Origin of the sequence: Ruegeria sp. HKCCA4008 (assembly GCF_013033125.1) — a bacterium.
Taxonomy (GTDB): domain Bacteria; phylum Pseudomonadota; class Alphaproteobacteria; order Rhodobacterales; family Rhodobacteraceae; genus Ruegeria.
The window spans coordinates 616,654-636,390 of record NZ_WQDM01000002.1 but is presented as its reverse complement, the minus strand read 5'-3'; the positions used below and the strand labels follow the sequence as shown (position 1 = coordinate 636,390).

At 57.5% G+C, this 19,737-nt stretch carries 18 protein-coding genes; 6 read left to right on the top strand and 12 right to left on the bottom strand.

Translation table 11 applies throughout. From position 1 onward, the window contains the following. Positions 1 to 295 precede the first annotated feature (295 nt). Positions 296 to 1,516: an adenylate/guanylate cyclase domain-containing protein gene (locus tag GOW60_RS07420; RefSeq protein WP_171228784.1), complete on the top strand. Its 1,221-nt coding sequence runs from the start codon at positions 296 to 298 to the stop codon at positions 1,514 to 1,516. A gap of 177 nt (positions 1,517 to 1,693) precedes the next feature. Here the strand turns inward: GOW60_RS07420 and GOW60_RS07415 are convergent, their stop codons facing one another. Genes GOW60_RS07415 through GOW60_RS07405 form a run of 3 tightly spaced genes read right to left on the bottom strand, consistent with a single transcriptional unit; the run spans position 1,694 to position 4,327 of the window. Further along, a complete protein-coding gene (locus GOW60_RS07415; RefSeq protein ID WP_171228783.1) occupies positions 1,694 to 2,605 on the bottom strand; it encodes a PhzF family phenazine biosynthesis protein in 912 nt (303 codons plus the stop codon). 55 nt (positions 2,606 to 2,660) lie between these two features. Further along, complete coding sequence (locus GOW60_RS07410; RefSeq protein WP_171228782.1) at positions 2,661 to 3,641, bottom strand: alpha/beta fold hydrolase; 981 nt, start codon at positions 3,639 to 3,641, stop codon at positions 2,661 to 2,663. Positions 3,642 to 3,700: 59 nt separating this feature from the next. After that, positions 3,701 to 4,327: a pyridoxamine 5'-phosphate oxidase family protein gene (locus tag GOW60_RS07405; RefSeq protein WP_171228781.1), complete on the bottom strand. Its 627-nt coding sequence runs from the start codon at positions 4,325 to 4,327 to the stop codon at positions 3,701 to 3,703. Positions 4,328 to 4,444: 117 nt separating this feature from the next. Between GOW60_RS07405 and GOW60_RS07400 the strand changes: the two genes are divergently transcribed. After that, entirely contained in the window at positions 4,445 to 5,368 is a 924-nt protein-coding gene (locus GOW60_RS07400) for a LysR family transcriptional regulator (RefSeq protein ID WP_171228780.1), read from the top strand. Positions 5,369 to 5,605: 237 nt separating this feature from the next. On the opposite strand, the gene GOW60_RS07395 is transcribed toward GOW60_RS07400, so the two are convergent. The 3 genes from GOW60_RS07395 to GOW60_RS07385 form a co-directional block, all read right to left on the bottom strand. After that, the gene (locus GOW60_RS07395) at positions 5,606 to 6,253 is read right to left on the bottom strand and encodes a response regulator transcription factor (RefSeq protein WP_171228779.1); all 648 of its coding nucleotides are present in this window, start codon (positions 6,251 to 6,253) and stop codon (positions 5,606 to 5,608) included. Further along, entirely contained in the window at positions 6,250 to 7,392 is a 1,143-nt protein-coding gene (locus tag GOW60_RS07390; protein ID WP_171228778.1) for a sensor histidine kinase, read from the bottom strand. Before GOW60_RS07390 ends, GOW60_RS07395 begins: the two co-directional genes overlap by 4 nt. A 513-nt stretch (positions 7,393 to 7,905) precedes the next feature. Then, positions 7,906 to 8,751, bottom strand: coding sequence for a LysR family transcriptional regulator (locus tag GOW60_RS07385; protein ID WP_171228777.1), 846 nt, complete (start codon positions 8,749 to 8,751; stop codon positions 7,906 to 7,908). 86 nt (positions 8,752 to 8,837) lie between these two features. On the opposite strand from GOW60_RS07385, the gene GOW60_RS07380 reads away from it, so the two are divergent. The 4 genes from GOW60_RS07380 to GOW60_RS21005 all read left to right on the top strand — a co-directional run bounded on the left by GOW60_RS07380 (position 8,838) and on the right by GOW60_RS21005 (position 12,281). After that, a complete protein-coding gene (locus GOW60_RS07380) occupies positions 8,838 to 9,305 on the top strand; it encodes a cytochrome c (protein ID WP_171228776.1) in 468 nt (155 codons plus the stop codon). 13 nt (positions 9,306 to 9,318) lie between these two features. Continuing rightward, positions 9,319 to 10,227, top strand: a complete 909-nt coding sequence (locus GOW60_RS07375) for a cytochrome c (protein ID WP_171228775.1) — start codon at positions 9,319 to 9,321, stop codon at positions 10,225 to 10,227. A 164-nt stretch (positions 10,228 to 10,391) separates the two neighbouring features. Continuing rightward, positions 10,392 to 11,282 carry a cation diffusion facilitator family transporter gene (locus tag GOW60_RS07370; protein ID WP_171228774.1) on the top strand — a complete coding sequence of 297 codons (891 nt, stop codon included), beginning with the start codon at positions 10,392 to 10,394 and terminating at the stop codon, positions 11,280 to 11,282. Positions 11,283 to 11,438: 156 nt separating this feature from the next. After that, positions 11,439 to 12,281: a hypothetical protein gene (locus GOW60_RS21005; protein ID WP_217355495.1), complete on the top strand. Its 843-nt coding sequence runs from the start codon at positions 11,439 to 11,441 to the stop codon at positions 12,279 to 12,281. A gap of 256 nt (positions 12,282 to 12,537) precedes the next feature. Here the strand turns inward: GOW60_RS21005 and GOW60_RS07360 are convergent, their stop codons facing one another. The 6 genes from GOW60_RS07360 to GOW60_RS07335 are packed head-to-tail and all read right to left on the bottom strand — an operon-like array spanning position 12,538 to position 19,725. Continuing rightward, a complete protein-coding gene (locus GOW60_RS07360; RefSeq protein ID WP_171228773.1) occupies positions 12,538 to 13,479 on the bottom strand; it encodes an ABC transporter permease in 942 nt (313 codons plus the stop codon). Then, complete coding sequence (locus GOW60_RS07355; RefSeq protein WP_171228772.1) at positions 13,476 to 14,519, bottom strand: ABC transporter permease; 1,044 nt, start codon at positions 14,517 to 14,519, stop codon at positions 13,476 to 13,478. The genes GOW60_RS07360 and GOW60_RS07355 overlap by 4 nt, the downstream gene beginning before the upstream one ends. Next, a complete protein-coding gene (locus GOW60_RS07350; RefSeq protein ID WP_171228771.1) occupies positions 14,509 to 16,029 on the bottom strand; it encodes an ABC transporter ATP-binding protein in 1,521 nt (506 codons plus the stop codon). The genes GOW60_RS07355 and GOW60_RS07350 overlap by 11 nt, the downstream gene beginning before the upstream one ends. Next, positions 16,026 to 17,384 carry an amidase gene (locus GOW60_RS07345; RefSeq protein WP_171228770.1) on the bottom strand — a complete coding sequence of 453 codons (1,359 nt, stop codon included), beginning with the start codon at positions 17,382 to 17,384 and terminating at the stop codon, positions 16,026 to 16,028. Before GOW60_RS07345 ends, GOW60_RS07350 begins: the two co-directional genes overlap by 4 nt. Before the next feature lie 16 nt (positions 17,385 to 17,400). Then, positions 17,401 to 18,384 carry a BMP family protein gene (locus GOW60_RS07340; protein WP_171228769.1) on the bottom strand — a complete coding sequence of 328 codons (984 nt, stop codon included), beginning with the start codon at positions 18,382 to 18,384 and terminating at the stop codon, positions 17,401 to 17,403. Positions 18,385 to 18,411: 27 nt separating this feature from the next. Then, positions 18,412 to 19,725: an amidohydrolase family protein gene (locus GOW60_RS07335; RefSeq protein ID WP_171228768.1), complete on the bottom strand. Its 1,314-nt coding sequence runs from the start codon at positions 19,723 to 19,725 to the stop codon at positions 18,412 to 18,414. Between the last annotated feature and the right edge of the window lie 12 nt (positions 19,726 to 19,737).

Below are 19,737 nucleotides of genomic sequence, written 5' to 3'. Positions count from 1 at the left end.
TCTTTGCGCGCGCTAATAAATCAATAGCCAGAGCGGCCTCGTGCAACCAGCGCTCGACAAGGCGTTCAAAGGGATTTCGAGAGCGAAGCCGGCCTTTTGACAAGGTTCATTCAAGTTGCTGACCAGGCTGGAAAAACGTATCCAGGAAGGTCTGCGTGTGGATTGGCCGGCGCTTACGGCCGATAACTGTGGACCGACAGCAGGCTTGGACGGGGTAAGAAAAAGGCTAGAATAATATGATCGAACACTGAACCCAAATTCTTGACGATCTTATCTAAGCGATTGGTTTTAAACTATGGATGCTATTGCCCAACTGACCAATTGGATGATTGCCGAGGGGCGTCGTTCGGATGACCCGGAAAAAGTGGTGTCATATTTCTGTTCGTCGCTGACCGAGGCGGGTGTGCCGCTCTGGCGGGTCAATATCGGTCAGCGTTTCGCCAATCCGCTGCTCATCGCATGGGGGATCGTCTGGACACCGGATGGCACCGAAAGCTATGACGTGACACATGAGACCATGCTGACGGATGGGTATGTCGGCAGCTCATTCGAATACATTCTTGAACACCGGAAGCCACTTCACAAAAGTCTGCGGCAATTAGATCCCAGGACTGAGCACTCATCATATCTTGATTTCGCTGAGCTGGGTGGCACCGATTACTACGCTACGCTGCTTTATTACGGAGACGGATCGTTGCACGGATGCACTTTTGTCACCCGGTCGCCTGAAGGGTTCTCGCCCCGGCATCTGAAAATGATTGAGGATGCATTGCCCGCTTTGTCCTCTGCTCTGGAACCGGTCACGATGCGCAAGTCGTCCAAAGGTCTTCTGAGAACCTATCTTGGCGATGGGCCCTCTGATGCTGTGTGGAACGGGCGGATCAAGCGAGGGGAACGCACGACCCTTGACGCAGTTGTCATGTTCTCTGACCTGCGCGGTTTCACCGCTCTTTCGGACAAGGCATCCGAAGAGGACGTTTTCGACATGCTGAGTGGATATTTTGATCTGGTCGTGCAGTCTGTCGAAGAGAATGGCGGCGACATTCTCAAGTTCATGGGAGACGGCATTCTGTCGATATTCACCGTTGCGACACAGGAGGATTTGAACGCCCAATGCAAAAGGGCAGCGCGGGCCGCTCAAAGCGTATTGACCGGTTTGGCCGCACTCAACCATCACCGCGAAGAGGCTCGGAAGCCGCCGTTGGACATAGGCGTCGGGATCAATGTCGGGCAGGTCAGCTATGGCAATATCGGCAGCCCTGGCAGGCTGGATTTCACTGTTCTGGGTAGGGCAGTCAACCTCGCAAGCCGTATTGAGGGATTGACGAAATCCCTGGGCCACAGAGTTCTGGCGACGTCAGCCGTTGCCGCGGCTTCGCCTGAACTGTTCTCTGCTTGCGGGTTTCACGAAGTTCGAGGGCTTGCCGGATCCATCGAGTTGTACTCTCTCGTCGAAAAGGAGCATCAAGCCAGCCCCATGCCGGATCGCCACATTGATCCGGACAACATGGATTGAGAATCGCAAGCTTCTACATTGTCCGCAATGGCCGGTTTCAATTTGGGCTGCGGGCGACCGGGCCTCGCACTGCGCTGACTAAGGTCCCGTCGCAGGACCCTTGGACGAAACCTGTTCGAGTTCAAGGACCTGGGCGCATCCGAAGCTGATGCTGCGGACACACCTGGCCTTTCCGCGTCACAAAGCAATCCGGGCCGAGGTCATGGCTTTTCCGTAACCACCCGCCATGAGGCCCGTGATTGCGCCATTCTCGATGTCCAGATCGACCTTTATCAGGCTTGGGCTTACCGGGTTCATAAACACCCCTTGTTCGATTTCAAATGATCGCTGAGACGCGCCGCCGAAATCATGCAAAACGCATGCAAGTGGCCCGGCCGCCATCCCCGTGGCGGCTTCTTCATCTATCGCGTATCTGGGTGCGAACATACGGGTTGTAGCGTCCCGGCTGGTGATTGAAGGGTCTTTCGTGAATACGTAATAGCCAATCAGATCCAGTTGCTCGCTGATTTGCTTGATTTTGGCCAAATCTGGTCTGATTTTGGCAAGACCTGCCGCATCCGAAAGACCGACGATGATGAAGCTGTTGCCGGTGTTGACCAAAACCGGCGCAAACCTCTGATCCAGGTCAGTTTTGTCGACCCCGAGAGAGCTCAGCACATCGTCGAGTTTCACGCCCTTTTCGATCCATTCCTGAGCACCCGAATAGCGTGGGGCCAATTGTTCCATATAGGCGGCGCCGTCTTTCATGAGTATGCGTCTGGGGCCATCAACAGTTTCCTTTGACGTATCGGGTTTGGTAATCCGGCCCAGCGCATCAAGGTGAGAGAAGGCGGCGATTGTTGCATGACCGCAATGAGCTATGCGCCGGTTCGGTGTGAAGAAATCCAGCTTGAAGCCTTCCGTCTCGGACCGCGAGACAAACGCTGTCTCGGACAATCCAACTCTTGCCGCCACGGTTTGCATATCTTGCGGGCTCAGATCATCAGCGTCCAGAACGACGCCTGCGGGATTTCCTCCGGTGCCACCGTCGACAAACCCGTGCACGATTTCAACCGTGACTTCCTTGGCGGTGTTTGCTTGCGTGTTCATTGATCGTCTCCAAACATGAGGCCGCGCCCTTGATCGAGGCGCGGCCAGTTGCGCATCAGTTGCCGGCGGCGGTGATGCGATGCAGGAATGCAGTCATCCGTTCCGCAATCTCGGGCCCGTATTCTTCCAGCGCGAAGTGTCCGGTATCAAGCAGGTGAAACTCAAGATCCTTCAGGTCGCGTTGATAGGGCAGGGCGCCTTCGGCCGGAAAGATGTGATCATTCTTACCCCACATCAGCAGCGCAGGTGGTTGATGCTCACGAAACAACGCCTGCCATTTCGGGTACTCGGCAACGTTGGTGCCGTAGTCCAGGAAAAGTTCAAGTTGCACCTCCTGATTGCCTTCGCGATCAAGCAGGTATTGGACGTGCCAATAGTTGTCCGGGTTGATCAGTTCGGGCCTCTGTACACCGTGGGTGAACTGCCACTTGGTCGCATCCAGAGTAAGAAACCCACGAAGCTGGTCGCCATTCTCTTTCGAGGGGTCGGCCCAATAGGCTTTGATCGGGTCCCAGAATTCGCGCAGCCCTTCCTCATACGCATTGCCGTTCTGAATGACGAAGCCGGTGACCCGTTCGGGCTGTTCGGCAAACATCCGGAATCCAACCGGGGCACCATAGTCCATCAGATAGACCGCGTATTGATCGGCACCCTTCCGATCCAGCAGGGAGGTCATGATTTCGGCGATATTCGCAAAGGAATACTCGAAGTCTTCGGCTTGCGGCATGTCCGACGCCCCAAATCCGGGGAAATCGGGCGCGATCACGTGATAGTGCTTGGCCAGTTCGGGGATAAGGTTGCGGAACATATGTGACGAGGTCGGAAACCCATGAAGCAACAGAACGGTTGGCCTGCTCGGGTCTCCGGCCTCACGATAGGCGATATTGACCTCGCCGATTTTTTCGGCGCGGAAATTGACCGCTTGTGTGGCTTCAATGCCAGTCTCATTGGCGATTGCAGGGGCCGGAGTTAATGGCACCGCGATGGTAAGCGCGAGAAGACTGGCGCTCAGGATGGATTTCAGATTGCGCGACATGGGTATTTCCTTTCTTGGGGTTTTGGGGGCGCGTCTGAACGCGCAGGGTTCAGCATCGGTCAGCGTTGCTGGCCGGGCTTTTCTTTGTGCTCTGCGTTTTGAGCTTTCAGTTCCGCCAGTTCATCGCGAAGCGGCGCCATGTGCTCTTCAAACTCTTCCAGGGTCAGGCGTTGGGGGATGTGCTGCGGGCAGTTCCAGTCCATCGCTTCAAGCTTGATCACAATGGCCCGCTCTGGGTGGCCCCTGTAGTTCGGGTCACTTAAATGTTGCATCAGGGCCGGATCATCCGCGCCATCAACAAGTTTCGCCCGGCCCCAGATCTTGAGGCGTCTCCGGTTGGGATAGTCCATCAGGATCAGAGAAATGCGGTCGTTGTTCAGCAGGTTGCCCGCGCTCAGATATTGCCGGTTGCCGCGAAAATCCGCGTAGGCCAGCGTCCGTTCATCCAGCACTTTCAGAAAGCCTGCCGGTCCGCCGCGGAATTGAACATAAGGCCAGCCGGTTTCAGAGACGGTCGCCTGATAGAAACCGTCCCTTTGCGCGATGAAGCTGGCTTCGACCGGGCTGATGAGGTCTTCCTGAACGGCACCGGCCAGAAACTTTGCATAGCCTTCAGCCGATCCGTTCCTGGCCTGTGTTGCACGTACGGAAGGCGTGAAACTGATTTCTGCAAAAGGACGTGACATTGAATTCTCCATCTCAGCCGGGCAGAGCCCTGGGTTTGAGGTGAAGCTAGTCAAAGCTTTGGTGTTGCAGAATATCCCTTTTCGGCAATATATTATTCAAAAATATGGAATAGTCGTTTGGATAGATTTCACGCTCTGAGCGTTTTTGTGAAGGTGGCCGAGTTGAAAGGCTTCGCTGCCGCAGCGCGCCACCTCAATATGTCGCCACCAACGGTAACCCGTCTGGTCTCCATGCTGGAGGACAGCCTGGGGCTCCGTCTTTTTGTGCGCACCACGCGATCAGTCATGCTGACAGACAGCGGGCGAAGATTCCTTGAAGATGCCAGACGCATTCTGATGGATCTCGAGGAGGCAGAGCGTGCCGCCGTCGGATCCTATGCCGAACCGACCGGGGAACTCAGCGTGACCGCATCGGTGTTGTTCGGCCGAATGTTCGCCAATCCGATTCTGGGAGAATTTCTGAAACTGCATCAAAAGCTCTCCGCGCGCACTCTTTATGTGGACCGTGTGGTCAATCTGATTGATGAGGGCCTCGACGTCGGCATCAGGATTGGAAACCTTGCAGATTCAAGCCTGATGGCCGTGAGATGCGGTGCGGTGAGGCAGGTCGTGTTTGCCGCTCCGGCATATCTCGATACGCGCGGCGAACCTGAAACACCCGACGACCTGGCCAGTCACGCCATCATTAATTCAACTGCCCTGCACCCCTCGGCCCAATGGCATTTTCAAAAGAGTGAGACGGTCGTGACAAAACGTGTAAGTCCCCGCATCAGCATGAACACCAATGATGCGGTGATCGAGCTGGCCCTGCAAGGGCATGGCATCGGGCGGCTCTTGTCCTATCAGGTGGCACCGTACCTTGCGGACGGGCGGCTCAGAACCGTTCTGAATTCGTATGAACCACCCGAGATCCCCATCCATCTCGTGCATCAAGAGGGCCGCACCGTGTCTGCAAAAGTGCGCGCCTTTGTCGATTTTGCGGCCAAGCGTCTCAAATCCGACCCCTATTTGGATGGATTCCAACACAGGCCTACGAGTTAGGCCAAAAAATCCGCCGAACCACGCCATCCGGTCGCGGCCAGTGTCGCCAGGGCCCTGACCGACAGATCACTTTGGGCGTGCGCTTTGAGGTGGTACAGCGCGAGGGCGAACATGTGCAACAAAGCTTGCCACCAACTAGATTTGCTGGCACGAAACTGAAATCTCAGATCCCGGGTGCACACGCTTTTCGAAGCGATAGGGCCAGCATTGAGCATGCAATCACGTTTGACCCATGGTTTAGTTGGTCTTGCCCCAAGCATCGTGTGCGATCAGCGCGGCCTCGACCCGGTTTCGGGCGTGGAGCTTGGACAGGATTGCCGTCATATAGTGCTTTACGGTTTTTTCCTGAAGATCCAGTTGATCTGCGATCTCCCGATTGCTCATCCCCTTCGCCACACGTCGAAGTATTTCTTCCTCGCGATACGTGAGATCATCCAGGACATCACTATCCTTGGAATTCTCCGCCTCTCTGTTGATCTGAAGCAGCACGCGCGAGGCCAGCCCGGGCGACACGAAACCTTCACCTGCGGCGATGCTGCGCAGTGAGGCCGTCAGTTCGCTGGCTGTCACACCTTTGACGATGTAGCCGATTGCCCCTGCTTCCAAAGCATCCGCAACGTCACTGTTGTTTTCCGAGACCGTCAATATCGCGATGAATGGCGGATTTGCCATGGCCGCGATTTTTCGCGTCGCATTTATGCCGCCTCCGGGCATCGAAAGATCGAGGATGGCGATGTCAGGTTGATGAATGCCGACAAGTGAAATTGCCTCATCCGCGCTCGAGCCGGCAGCGAGAACTTCGAACCCATCGGCTTCGTCCAATGTCCGGTGCAAACCGTCCCTGAAAATCGGGTGATCATCCGCTATTACGACAGATGTTGTCATGACGTACTCATCTTTCTGGGAAATAGTGTCATTGTGACAGAGGTTCCTTTGCCAGGGCTTGACCTGACTTCGAACCTGCCGCCGATACTCTCAACCCGATCTTGCAAACCCAAAAGCCCCTGGCCTCCATCGTCACGCAGTACTTTTCCGTCCGAGGGGTCAAATCCGGGCCCGTCATCGTTGACTTGAATGACGACCCGATCGTTATGCGCCTCGCAAATGACGGTGCATCGAGAATTCGGAGCATACCTGGCGGCGTTGGAAAGCGTTTCCTGAAGGAACCGGAAAACACACAGCTTGTCGGACACGGACAACTCGATCGTCTGGCTTCCCTGAAGTGAAACATCCGGCCGCAACGGACTGTGTTCCGAGTGATCTTCTATCGCTCTTTTCACCACATCAATCAGCGCCAGATTGTCGATGTCCGGAGCGGACAACCCCCGCGACAACGCGCGAATTTCGGCCAGGGACTTCTGCAAAGACTGTTGAATCTCCTCGGCCTCTGCGGGCTTTTCAGGCCTGTCCGAGAAAGCCGCCTCCAACCTGAGGGCCGCGAGGGACAGATATTGAGCGGGACCGTCATGAAGCTCGGAACCAAGCTTCTTCAGAAACCGGTCTGTTTGCGTGGCATATCGTTCCGACGCTTCGACCACGCGCGACCGCAGCCTGGCGTTCTGCTCTGCCATCTGCTCACTCTCTTTCAGACGCCGCTCCAACAGGCGCCCCTGGCGTCGAATGGTGTTGTCACCGATTGCCACGATGGAAAACAGTACGATTGTACTTGCCGCAAACGCTGACCCGACGACCAGCCAGCTTGTCCGGCGGGCTTTGGCCATATCAACTTCCAGCTGTTCAGCTTTCTCGTAAAACTCTGCAACTGCAATAATATCTCCAGACCAGAGTTCGCGGATCGGGCTGTACACTTCAAGCAGCGGGATCCCAAGTGCTGCTTCTGCGGCGCTTTCGGCATGGTCGAGATCTTCGAAAGAACCCGAAATCTCTCCGCTCCAGGCTCGGCTCAGATCGTCAGTCGGGTCGAAACGGCGTCCAATGATGGTTGGATCCGACGCGTGCGCGATCACGCCGCCTTGTTTCCAAAACTTGAAGGACACAATGCGGTCCCGCATTGGCTGGGTCATGAATATTTCGTCCAGTGCCCGCCTTGCTTGATCTGAGAGACGATCCCCGTATGCAAGTTCCTGGCTGAGAGGGGATACGATGCTCTCCATATACAGCGCTGCGGAATTGGCAGAATTTTGCACAACTGCATTCTCGATCCGATTTGACACCCATACGCCAACTATCGCGGTGGCCGTTCCCATCACGACAATGCAAGCCGCAAGAAAAACTCGCGACAATGACCAATTGCGAACTGACAGATCGGAAATCTCGGGTCTCATTTCGTGTTCAACTATGAACGACAATCCCTGACCGCGCCACCGACCTTGGTCTGAACTCATCAGCTTTCGGATTCGAAACTTGGATCATGTCAGACCCTTTGATCGCGCAATCGCGCAGATGGCGGACAGAAAGCACGCGCGGCTTCGCAAGAGGTGCACCGAGTTCACTCAAAACTCCGTCCAGGCAATCAGCGCATCGGCCCAAAGCCGTTCTCGGAGGAGCCACACATACCGGCAAATTCTTTTGATTTTTCACCCCGGCAGAGCAATGGACAGGCGTTCTACCAAAGCTCTTTGCACGATGGCAAATCTCGGAGTGCGCGCTATCTCGTCCAGTGTCGCCACCCAGAGCGGAACTTCTATTCCGGGATCAATATCTGACGACCGATGAAGCCGAGAATCCGCGTTCCCGATAAACGAGGGCAGAAACGCTTTGCCGACCCCGGAGGCCGCCATCTGCTGAAGCACAAGGAAACTATCTGCCCCGTTGGTCATTTCATCGGCGCTGACATGTTCGGCCAGCCATTTGGCGGGAAGCGAGCGACTCAGCGCCCCATCAAGCCTCATCCACTTTCGGTTTGGGGAACCGTCGTCAAACACACCGAATGACAGGGTTCCCGCACGTTCGCTGACAAGCCCTTCCTCAAGTTTGATCGAGGGTCGCACGGCGATGTCTGCGGTCAGCCTCGACAGATCATGATGGCTGTTGCCGCTTAACAAAGTCAGTTCCAAGTCGGGGTAGAGCCGCGATATCTCGGTTAGTATTTGGGGCAGTACAAGCTGGCAAAGGCTGTCCGTGGACGCAATGCGGACCTGACCCGCGGGGGACCGGTTTGCCCCCACTATTGCCCGCTCTACGGAAAGTACGGCCTCTTCAACGCTTTCCATCGCCGAAAGAATTGCTCTGGCCTCGGGCAGGGCGGTGTACCCTGACGGGTGTTTTTGAAAGATCACGCATCCAAAACGTTTTTCAAGCGCGGCGACTCTGCGCAGCACCGTTGCATGAGTGACACCCAGCGCCCCGGCAGCCGCATTCAGTGATCCGTGTTTCCTTACGGCCAGCGCGTATCGAAGATCATCCCAGTTTTGGTTGTGCATAAATTAACAAGGAACGACGAATAACAAACAATTACAAGAAAAATTGTTCAGGTTAATATCCGACGCATTGAACAGGGAGACGCACAATGATCAAGAAAATCCCGGCCGTTGCTACAGGTTTGTTGTCGGTAGCCATCATTGGATCAGCCATCGCCCATGAAAGCGAAAATCCTGCGGTGAAGGCTCGGACCTCAATCATGCAGCTCTATGCCTTCAATCTTGGCACATTGGGCGGCATGGCCAAGGGAGAGGTTGAATATGATGCCGAGGCAGCAACACGGGCCGCGAACAACCTGGTTGTGCTGACGCAGATCGATCAATCCGCGATGTGGCCTGCCGGATCCGACAATGCGTCCGACCCGTCCACCCGAGCCTTGCCAGCCATCTGGGAGAACTTCCCGGATGTAAGTGCAAAAGGTCAGGCCATGGCTGAAGCCGCCGTTGCGATGCAGGTGGCGGCAGGCCAGGATGTCGGTGCCCTGAAGGCGGCGATGGGTGATCTGGGCGGATCGTGCTCGGCCTGTCACAAAGCTTACAGGGCGCCGAAAGACTAATGGAGCGCGGGCCATGCGGCGTTTGTTCATTTTCGCCGCAGGTATCGCTGTACTGGTCGGGTTGGTCGGTTTGGTGCTGACCCATCCGAAAACAGTTGACCAGACACAACTGAACGGGATTGTCCCTGATCTCAGTCGAGGTGAGGCGGTGTTTTATGCGGCTGGATGCGCGTCCTGCCATTCTGCACCGAACGCAACGGGTGAGGAAAAGCTGGTACTCGCTGGCGGCCGTCGGTTTGCGTCGGATTTCGGCACGTTCATAGCCCCGAACATATCCAGTGATCCGGTTACCGGCATCGGATCGTGGTCCGCATCGGATCTGGCCAATGCTCTGCTTCACGGGACCGGGCCCGAAGGACAGCACTATTTCCCCGCATTTCCCTATACGTCCTACGCCAACATGTCAGCCGAGGACGTTGTTTCACTGCATGCCTTCCTCGGCACTCTGCCGGCGGTTCCAACCCAAAGCGCAGCGCACGAGGTTGGCTTTCCCTTCAACATTCGACGCGGGCTGGGCGGGTGGAAGCTGTTGTATCTGAAACCGGGCTGGGTTGTGGAAGGCGATCTGACTGACCAGCAAATTCAAGGCCGATACCTGGTAGAGGCGTTGGGACATTGCGCAGAATGTCACACGCCGCGTAACGGGTTAGGAGGCCTGAAACGCGATCTCTGGCTGACAGGTGCACCAAACCCCAGCGGAAAGGGACGCATCCCCGGGCTGACTTCTGCACAACTGGATTGGTCCGAGGCTGATATTGCCGAATATCTGAAATCCGGCTTCACGCCGGATTATGACAGCGCGGGTGGCGAGATGGTTGAAGTCATCGAAAACACATCCCGCCTTACGGATGACGACCGTCTGGCGATTGCGGCCTATCTCAAGGCCGTGCCCGCGTCACCGACAGGCTCGCCGTCAGAGTAACCCTCTTTGGCGCCATGTATCGGATGCCAGATGTCCTTGCCAGCCGTCAGCACGAAGCCGCAAGGCCTATTCCCTTTTCGCCAAACTCCTGTTTTACGTTCTGGGCACCGGAGCGCAGCAATCGCCCGGGTGTCCGTTCAAGATTGTTTGAGGGTCGTGGCCAAATGACACAAAAGATCGCGCTTTGGTCCATTCCGATATCCCTGGCGGTACTGGCCCTGAAGCTGCTGGCCTGGTGGCTGACAGGTTCGGTGGCGTTGTTGTCGGACGCGATGGAATCCACCGTCAACGTCGCAGCGGCCCTGCTGGCTTATTTCGCGGTTCGGGTTGCAAACAAGCCCCCTGATGAAAACCACCCCTTTGGTCACAAGAAAGCCGAGTATCTTTCCGCCGTCGTCGAGGGCGTATTGATTGTGTTGGCGGCGTTCTTGATCATCAGAGAGGCCGGGCTGGCCCTTCCCACCCCACATCTTGAGGATGCGCCTTTTCTTGGAATCGCCGTCAATGTCATTGCAACGGGTGTGAATGGCGCATGGGCCTACTTGTTGCTCAAAATCGGCAGGCGCGAAGGTTCACCTGCATTGGAGGCAAGCTCGCGGCACATATTTACAGATGTCATGACGTCAGCGGGTGTCATCGCGGGGCTCATACTTGCACTTGTCACAGGCTGGCTGATCCTTGACCCGATCCTAGCGATACTGGTCGCGCTGAACATCCTGTGGGAAGGTTGGAAAGTCATTCGTGCGTCCGTTGACGGGCTGATGGATGTAAGCCTTTCTGACCATGACTTGCAGGTAGTTTCCAGCACCATTGAAAGCAACCTAGGTGCTGCGCTGGAATATCACGACCTCAAGGGGCGCAGATCCGCGAATGTCATCTTCGTCGAGTTTCACCTCGTTGTGGACGGCGCAATGTCGGTCAGCGCAGCCCATGACATCTGCAATGAAATCGAACACGCATTGGAACGTCTTTATCCGGGCTCTGTCTTTTTCATTCATCTCGAACCCGATGACGAGTTGAAGGGCAACGGAGCAAAACCCAGCCAGGTTTCTTAAACCACTCGGTGCAATCGAATGCGACGCAAGTCGTGGTCATGGATGGGACGTTCGGCCCGCAATTCATCAGACTTAAGCCCGATGTCGGGACGCAAAGCCCCGGATAATCTGTCACCGACACCATGAATTGGGTCGAACAGAACTGGAGGCGAAAAAATGAAACTTCAAGGAAAACTGGGCCAGCTTCTCAGCACAGCAGCACTGGCTTCGTTGATTGCCGCGACGCCTTACGTGCCGAAGTTTGACACGGAAGGTCGCTTGACCCTTGAACCAGCCTATGCCTTTGCCAAAAGTGGCAGCGGAAAAGATGGAGATGGTGGCGATGATGACCGGGGGGATGATCGTGGCGGCGAACGGGACGACAACTCGGGGTCGGGCAACAGTGGTCGCGGTGGTGATCGCGACGACGACAGGGACGGTGATAGGGACGACGACAGGGATGATGACCGTGACGATGATCGGGACGACAATTCCGGATCCGGCAAAGGTGGTCGCGACGACGATGACGATGACGACGATGATGATGACTCGAAGCGTTCAAATCGAGGCAGCGGCAAAAAGGATCAATCCCGGTCAGGCGGCGGATCATCACGCTCTGCCGGCATAACGAAGGTTGAGACGAACGCCAACGGCATCGAAGTGCGCTATGCCGATGGAACCAAGGAAGAAATCGAAAACGGTCGGTATGAAAGAAAGAATGCTCAGAACCGCACTGTGGAAGAACGGCTGGCGACAGGCGCCGATGTCTCAAGGCTCCGGTCATTGGCTAATGGTATCTCCATCGACAACGTGCGCTCTTCAGGGCAAGGCGGCACTGCTGGAAGTCGACCCACAAAAATCGAACGCCAGGGCAACAACATCGAAGTAAACTATGCCAATGGCTGGAAAGAAGAGATCGAGTTTGGCCGGTATGAGTTGAAAGACCCATACAACCGGACTGTCGTTGAGAGAAATGCAACCGCCGCTGACCGTCGGAGATTGCAGTCGGCAGGCAACTAGGCAACTGCGTCAGAACGAAAGACAAAGGGCGGCTTCTCATCGTCAGAAGCCGCCTTTCATTTACGTCATTGCCAGCGGTTATTGGCGTACTGCATTGGGATCAATGGCTTCTTGCCCAAGGTGTTGGCTCAAAGTCCCCCCAACATGAAAGGGACGGGCACCAACTCCGCAAACCGGCATGAGCGATGTGTTATGTAAGTCCTGCCCCCTTTCTCGCTTGCAACGACCAGTCATCCACTGGTTGTGAACCCTGATCCTAACGTTCACCGCGCCGATAGGGTGCCATCAGCGCGGCAGGCACCTCGGCCCTGCGGGCGACGAGAACGAGCGCGACGATGGAAAGCACATAGGGCGCCATCAGGAAGAGTTGATATGGCACGCCTTCAATCGACGTTTGCAGCCGCAGCTGGTATGCATCGAAAAATGCAAACAGCACGGCACCGATCAACGCCTTGCCCGGTCGCCAACTTGCGAACACAACCAGCGCGATGCAGATCCAACCGCGTCCTTGAACCATGCCCGGGAAGAAACTGTTGAACGCCGTTGTCGTCAGGAACGCGCCGCCCACTGCCATCAACGCTGATCCGACGACCACTGCACCAATGCGAATGCGAATGGGGTTCAGCCCCTGCGCCTCAACCGCGTGCGGGTTTTCACCGGTCATGCGAATGGCCAGCCCCAGCGGTGTCCGGGCAAGGACGTAGGCCATCACAGCCACCGCAAACAGAGCGAGGTAGGTCGGCAGAGCGTGGGAAAACAGGATCGGACCCAGAATGGGGATATCGGAAACACCCGGAACATCGAGTGGTTGGAAAGGTTCTATCGTCGGGGGCAAATCGCCCACTTCGACAAGCAACCGGTAAAGGTAGTAGGCCAGCGCGGATGCAAACAGCGTGATGCCAAGCCCCGAGACATGTTGCGACAATCCAAGCGGGACCGTCAGCATGGCGTGCAGCAATCCCAACATCGCGCCGCAAAGTGCCGCGATCATCAGGCCAACCAGCAAGGGCGCGCCCATGTAGACGGCAAGCCAACCGCTCATCGCGCCCATGGTCATGATCCCCTCGATCCCCAGATTGAGAACACCCGAACGTTCACAGAGCAACGCGCCGAGGACTCCGAAAATAAGCGGCGTTGCAATGCGCAGCACGGACGCCCAGAGGCTGGTGTTCAGCAGCAGTTCAATTGCATCACTCATCGACGCACCCGGTAAGTTGTGAAAAGAAGGGCCACGATCATGGTGAGCAGGCAGAGCGCCACGATCACGTCGGCAATGAAGCTGGGAACGCCGGTTGCGCGGCTCATGGCGTCGGCCCCGACAAAGACGGTGGCGACGAAAATCGCGGCGGCGACCACACCCGCCGGATGCAACGCGGCCAGCATTGCGACGACGATGCCGGCATATCCGAATCCGGGGCTCATGGTCGTGGTGACCCCGGCTGTGACGCCCATGACTTCGACGGATCCTGCCAGCCCTGCCAAAGCGCCTGAAAGCAGGGCCACACCCATGATCGTTCTGGGAAGGGAAATTCCGGCAAAGGCGGCGGCACCGGCGTTCAAGCCTGCGGCGCGTGTTTCAGCCCCAAAAACCGTGCGGGCCAGGATCAGCCAAACAACACCTGCTGCCGCGATGGCAAAAAGCAACCCGATATGAAGGCGCGTGCGGGGAATAAGATCCGGCAGGCGGTACTCTGCGCTCACGGGCACTGAGGAAGGCCAGCCAAAGGCCATCGGATCGCGCATCGGACCCTCGATCATGAGGCCGACGAAAAGGATCACAATGAAGTTGAGCAGCAGGGTCGTCACCACCTCATCCACCCCGAAACGCAGGCGCAAATAAGCGGGGCCCGCCAACAGGGCTGCACCCGCCGCCATGCCCGCCAGCATCAAAATCGGTATACCGATCCACCCGGGAACCCCGAGAGAATGCCCGATCCAGGCGGTAATCAGTGCGCCGACAAAGAACTGCCCCTCGCCGCCGATGTTCCAAAGACGCGCCCGAAAGGCGACGGCCGCGGCCAGCCCGGTAAATATCAGCGGCGTGGCGCGGGTCAGCATCTCGGTGATCGAAAGGCGCGAACCAAGGGCGCCGGTCAGCATTTCACCATAGGCAGTCAGCGGGTTCACACCTGCCGCTGCGATTAGACCCGAAGCCAATAACAGCGCGGTAAAGACCGCGGCCAGCGGCGCAACGACCACAAGGTACAGCGGTACATATGTGCGTCGTTCAAGCCGCATCATCATCTTCCTTCCAGACACCTGCCATCATCAGGCCAAGGCGTTGCGGGTCAGCCTCATCAGCGGATATCGGTTTCGACAATCGACCCTTTACGATGGCCTGAATCCGGTCTGAAAGAGCTACGGCTTCTTCAAGTTCTTCTGAAATAAGCAGGATCGCAGCACCCTCGGCCCGCGCGGCCAGAAGCTCGGCATGAACTGCGGCAATTGCCCCTTCATCAAGGCCCCGCGTCGGCTGGTTGGCCAGCACGAAACGCGGTCCGTTGGTCAGGACCCGCCCCAGGATCAGCTTTTGCATGTTGCCGCCAGACAGCAGCCGTGTGCGCGTGTCGGGACTGGCCCCTCGGATATCAAATCGTTCGATAAGCCCTGCGGTGTATTCTCGGGCGGCGCGTTGTCGGACAAAGCCTCGGCGCGAAAACTCCGGTGTGCGCAGACGTTCAAGAACTGCATTTTCCCACAGGCTCAATTCACCCACGACACCTTCTGCATGGCGGTCTTCCGGTACCCTGCCAGCGCCAGCCTGGATCATGCCGCGCGGGCCCAGATGGCCGATATCCTTGTTCAGCAGTGTCAACTGCCCGGCGCTGGGGTGGATCAATCCAGACAACAGCCCGCCAAGCGAGGCCTGACCATTGCCTGATACGCCGACGATACCAAGGATCTCGCCAGCGTGGACAGTGAATGACACGTCATCCAGCCGCAATTCACCGTCTTCTTCCACGCGCACGTCGTTTGCGACCAGAACCGGCGCGCCAATCTCGTGGTCTTGACGAACGGGTCGTTCCACTTTGCGGCCAACCATCAGTTCCGCCAACTCTCCGGGGGTGGTTTCCGAAGTCCTGCGTTCCGCGACCAACCTACCGCCACGAAGAACGGCCACACGGTCAGAGGCCGCCATGACCTCATGCAGTTTGTGACTGATGAAGATAAGCGACAGACCCTCTTTCGTCATGTCGCGCAGCGTCTCGAACAGGTGCATTGCCTCGGGCCGGGCCAGAACGGCCGTGGGTTCATCCAGGATCAGTATGCGCGCGTCTCGGTACAGCGCTTTCAGAATTTCGACGCGTTGACGTTCACCCACGGAAAGGGACTTGATCCTGTCGTCGGGGTTCACGGGCAGACCAAACCGATCCGCGATCTGCAACAACTTTGCACGCGCTTCGCCACGCACGGACCGTGCGCGTGTCAGGGGTTCTGAACCCAGCATGACGTTTTCAAGAACCGTTAGGTTGCCCGCAAGCGTAAAGTGCTGGTGTACCATGCCCACACCCACCTCGATCGCTGCGCGGGGCAGACCCGGAGGCAACGCTTTGCCAAACACCCTGACAGAGCCTTCGTCTGCCGCGTAATGGCCGAACAGGATGTTCATCAGCGTCGTTTTGCCTGCGCCATTTTCACCCAACAATGCAAGGATTTCACCCTGGGCCAATGACAGGGTCACATCATCATTGGCGGTAAGCGTTCCAAAACGCTTTGTTATGCCGTGAAGTTCCAGAACCTTGTTCATGTGGGCAGGCCTGCGATTGGAGACGGAAAGGTAAGTTCGGGCGCACGCGCCTCGATCAGAGCCCCAAGTTTCAGCAGCGCAACATCCGAGCCGGGTGGTCCCATCAGTTGCACACCGATTGGCAGGCCATTTGCCATACCAAAAGGCAATGCCAAAGCCGGCAAGCCTGCAACATTGGCAAGCGCTGCGTTCGGGGCAAAGGCCTCCAGCCGCGCCATGTGTTCATCTGCGGAGCCGCCAGACAGATCCAAACTGCCAATAACGGGCGGTGCAGACGATAGGACCGGCATCAGGACAGCATCGACAGAACTGAAAATCTTGCGAGCACGATATGTCAGACGAGCAAGCTGCCGTGTGGCCGCAAAAAGCGCGGTGGCAGATGTGGCACGGCCCTCGGCAGCCATGGCGGCGGCAAGCGGTGGAACCTGGTCATCAGATATCCTGAGTGCAATGAGCCACTCGGCCAGCGAAACAGCCAGTATCGTGCGTGCAATTGCATGAGCCTCGGCCCCCATCTCGTCCGGGGTACAAATGTCATACACCTCGCAGCCTGCATCGCGCAGAGTGTCAGCCGCATCCTTGGCGGCTTTGCACTGGTCAGTTCCGCAACGCTCGGGCAGTGCCAATGCAATGCGGGGGCGGTCCGCCGGATATACCGGGGCCATGGGCTGGGCTACGGCTTGAAAGGCGGTTTCCACATCGCGAACGGACCGTGCCAGAACCAGTTCTGACGCTATCCCCATCAGGTGATTGGTAAAATCAGGGCCTCCGGGCACCGCACCACGTGACGGCTTGAGCCCGGTCAAGCCGCAGCACGCGGCAGGTACTCTGATGGATCCGGCCGCGTCCGTGGCATGAGCAATGGCGACGATGCCGCCTGCAACCGCAGCCGCGGCGCCGCCAGATGAGCCACCGGGCGTCAACGCGGGATTCCACGGATTGCGGGCCGCAGCCATGCCATCTGGTTCACATGTCAGGGAAAGGCCGAATGGCGGTGTTGCCGACACGCCAAAAGGGATAAGGCCGGTCTGGCGCAATTCATGCAGCAGGCAGCTGTCAGTTTCGGGTTTTAGCCCTTGCGCGCGGATTGCTGCGGATCCGGCCGCAGCGGGTAGTCCTTTTGCGAAACCACCGAGGTCTTTCACCAAAAACGGAACCCCATGAAACGGACCCCGTTGGTCAGATGGCAATGCGTCTGCTGCCCTCGCCCCGGCGAGAGCCATGTCTTCGTCCAGAAATGCCACAGCCCCCAAATCCGCCTGCGCGTGGCAGGCAGAAAGACTTGCTTCCATCGCATCGGTGGCAGTGATCTGCCCCGCAGAAACGGCAGCAGCAAGAGCCGTGGCGTCGGTCACGTCAAAGCCGCCGGGATCAGGAGGGTTCGCTTTCGTCGATCGGAACGTCCCATTCGCCGGATTGGATCGCGGCCTGTTTGGCCTCCATCGCAGGGATGGCGTCGGCAGGCACTTCGTCGGCGACATAGATCAGCTCATTGCCGCCATGAGCCATGAAGGAATATTCGGTATAATTGCGCCCGGTGGGATTGCCGGCCTGAACATCCGCCACGATGGCTTCGATGGTTGGCCCATAGTTCCATATCGCGTTGGCAAAGACCGTGCCGGGATAGCGCGGCGTATAATCTATCAGTGAACCGATCGCCTTCACGCCGCGCGCCTGAGCGGCATCTGCGGTGCCAATGCGTTCACCAAACAGGATGTCCGCACCCGCATCGATCTGGGCAATCGCGGCTTCCTGCGCGCGAGCCGGATCAAACCATGCTCCGATGAAACCGTTAAGGAAAGTGGCGTCAGGGTTCACTTCACTGACGCCCATCCGGAAAGCATTGATCAGCAGGTTCACCTCGGGGATCGGATAACCGCCGACCGAACCATAGACATTGCTTTCCGACATTCGGCCGGCAAGCATTCCGGCCAAATAGGCCGCCTCGTGGTTGCGGGTGCCGAAGACACCAAAATTGTCGCCCTCCGGTCCGCCGGAGGACCCCATCAAAAACGCGGTATCGGGGTAGTCACCAGCCACTTCGCGTGCTTCGCGTTCCACCGCGTAGGACTCGCCCCAAATGATTTGAGCGCCGCCTTCGGCATATTCGCGCATCGCACGGGGATAGTCGGTCGGAGCCACACCCTCTGAAAACTCATATTCGATCAGACCAGCCTCGGCGGCTTCCTGCATCGCCACGTGGATCCGGCTGTTCCATGCATTTTCGACCGGAGACATATGCACGCCAGCGACGCGGATCGCAGATTGTGCATTGGCGCGGCGGATATAAGCCGGCAGGGCCAGCGTGGCCGCGGCGCCGACCATCAGTTGACGACGTGTAGTGGTGAGTTTCATCGGAGTATCCTCTTCTGTTGGTGGCAATTATTGTTGTTCTTGGTCTTCCTGAATATTGGGCCTCGGCGCGTAATCCGCGGGATCCAGGGTCGAGGGGCGACCGGGCAGGGAAAGCGCGGCCAGTCTTGGTTCGGTGCGCGCCAGCACCTTGCCGTTTTTGATGACGGCAAGACGTGTGGCTTTCATGCGAACAGCTTCAATCTGGTCACGCGCTTGCAGCACAACCATGTTGGCTGGGCCGCCTTTGCGAATTGTCGGGTCAGGCAGACCCATGGTCTTGGCACCGTTCTGGGTAACGGATGTGAAAGCCCATTCCATCGCTTCGCGGGATGTCATCGGCACCGCATGCACGCCCATATGGGCCACTTCCAGCATGTCGGCGGACCCAAGAGAATACCATGGATCCATGGTGCAATCCTGCCCGAAGGAAACGTTCACACCTGCTGCACGCAATTCTGGTACGCGTGTCAGGCCACGGCGGCGCGGATAAGTGTCCGAGCGGCCTTGCAGCGTGATATTGATAAGCGGGTTCGGCACGACGTTCATGCCGCTTTCCGCGATCAGCGGAACAAGCTTCGAGGCATAGTAATTGTCGTATGAATGCATCGCGGTGACGTGGCTTGCAGTCACACGTCCCCCGAGCCCGAGGCGCGTGGTCTCATAGGCGAGGGTTTCCACATGGCGCGACATCGGATCGTCGCTTTCATCACAGTGCAGGTCCAGCATCAGGCCGCGATCCGCGGCAATTTCGGCCAGCCTGGTGACCGATCGGGCGCCTTCCGACATCGTGCGTTCAAAATGCGGGATGCCGCCCACCACATCGACCCCCATATCGAGCGCCCGGATCAGATTTTTCTCTGCATTTTCCGCGCGATACAGTCCATCTTGCGGGAATGCCACCAATTGCAGGTCAATATAGGGGGCAACCTGCTTGCGCACTTCCAGCAAAGCTGCGACACCCACCAACGGAGTTGACGAAACATCCACATGCGAACGGATGGCCAGCAATCCCTGCGACACGGCCAGATCGCAATATCGCATGGCCCGCTCGATCACCGCTTCGGGCGTCAGAAGGGGCTTCAGTTCTCCCCAAAGCGCGATGCCCTCCAAAAGCGTGCCCGAAACATTCATACGTGGCAACCCGAGGCTCAGGGTGGCGTCCATATGGAAGTGCGGGTCGACGAACGGAGGTGAAACCAGGCGGCCCGTTGCATCAATTTCTTCGCGCGCCTCCCCCGTGATGTCAGCGGCAATCTCCGCAACACGGTCGTCCTTGATCGCAATATCCACCGGTTCGCGGCCATCCGGCAAGCTGGCCTTTCTGATGATGATGTCAAACATTCATCCGCCCCC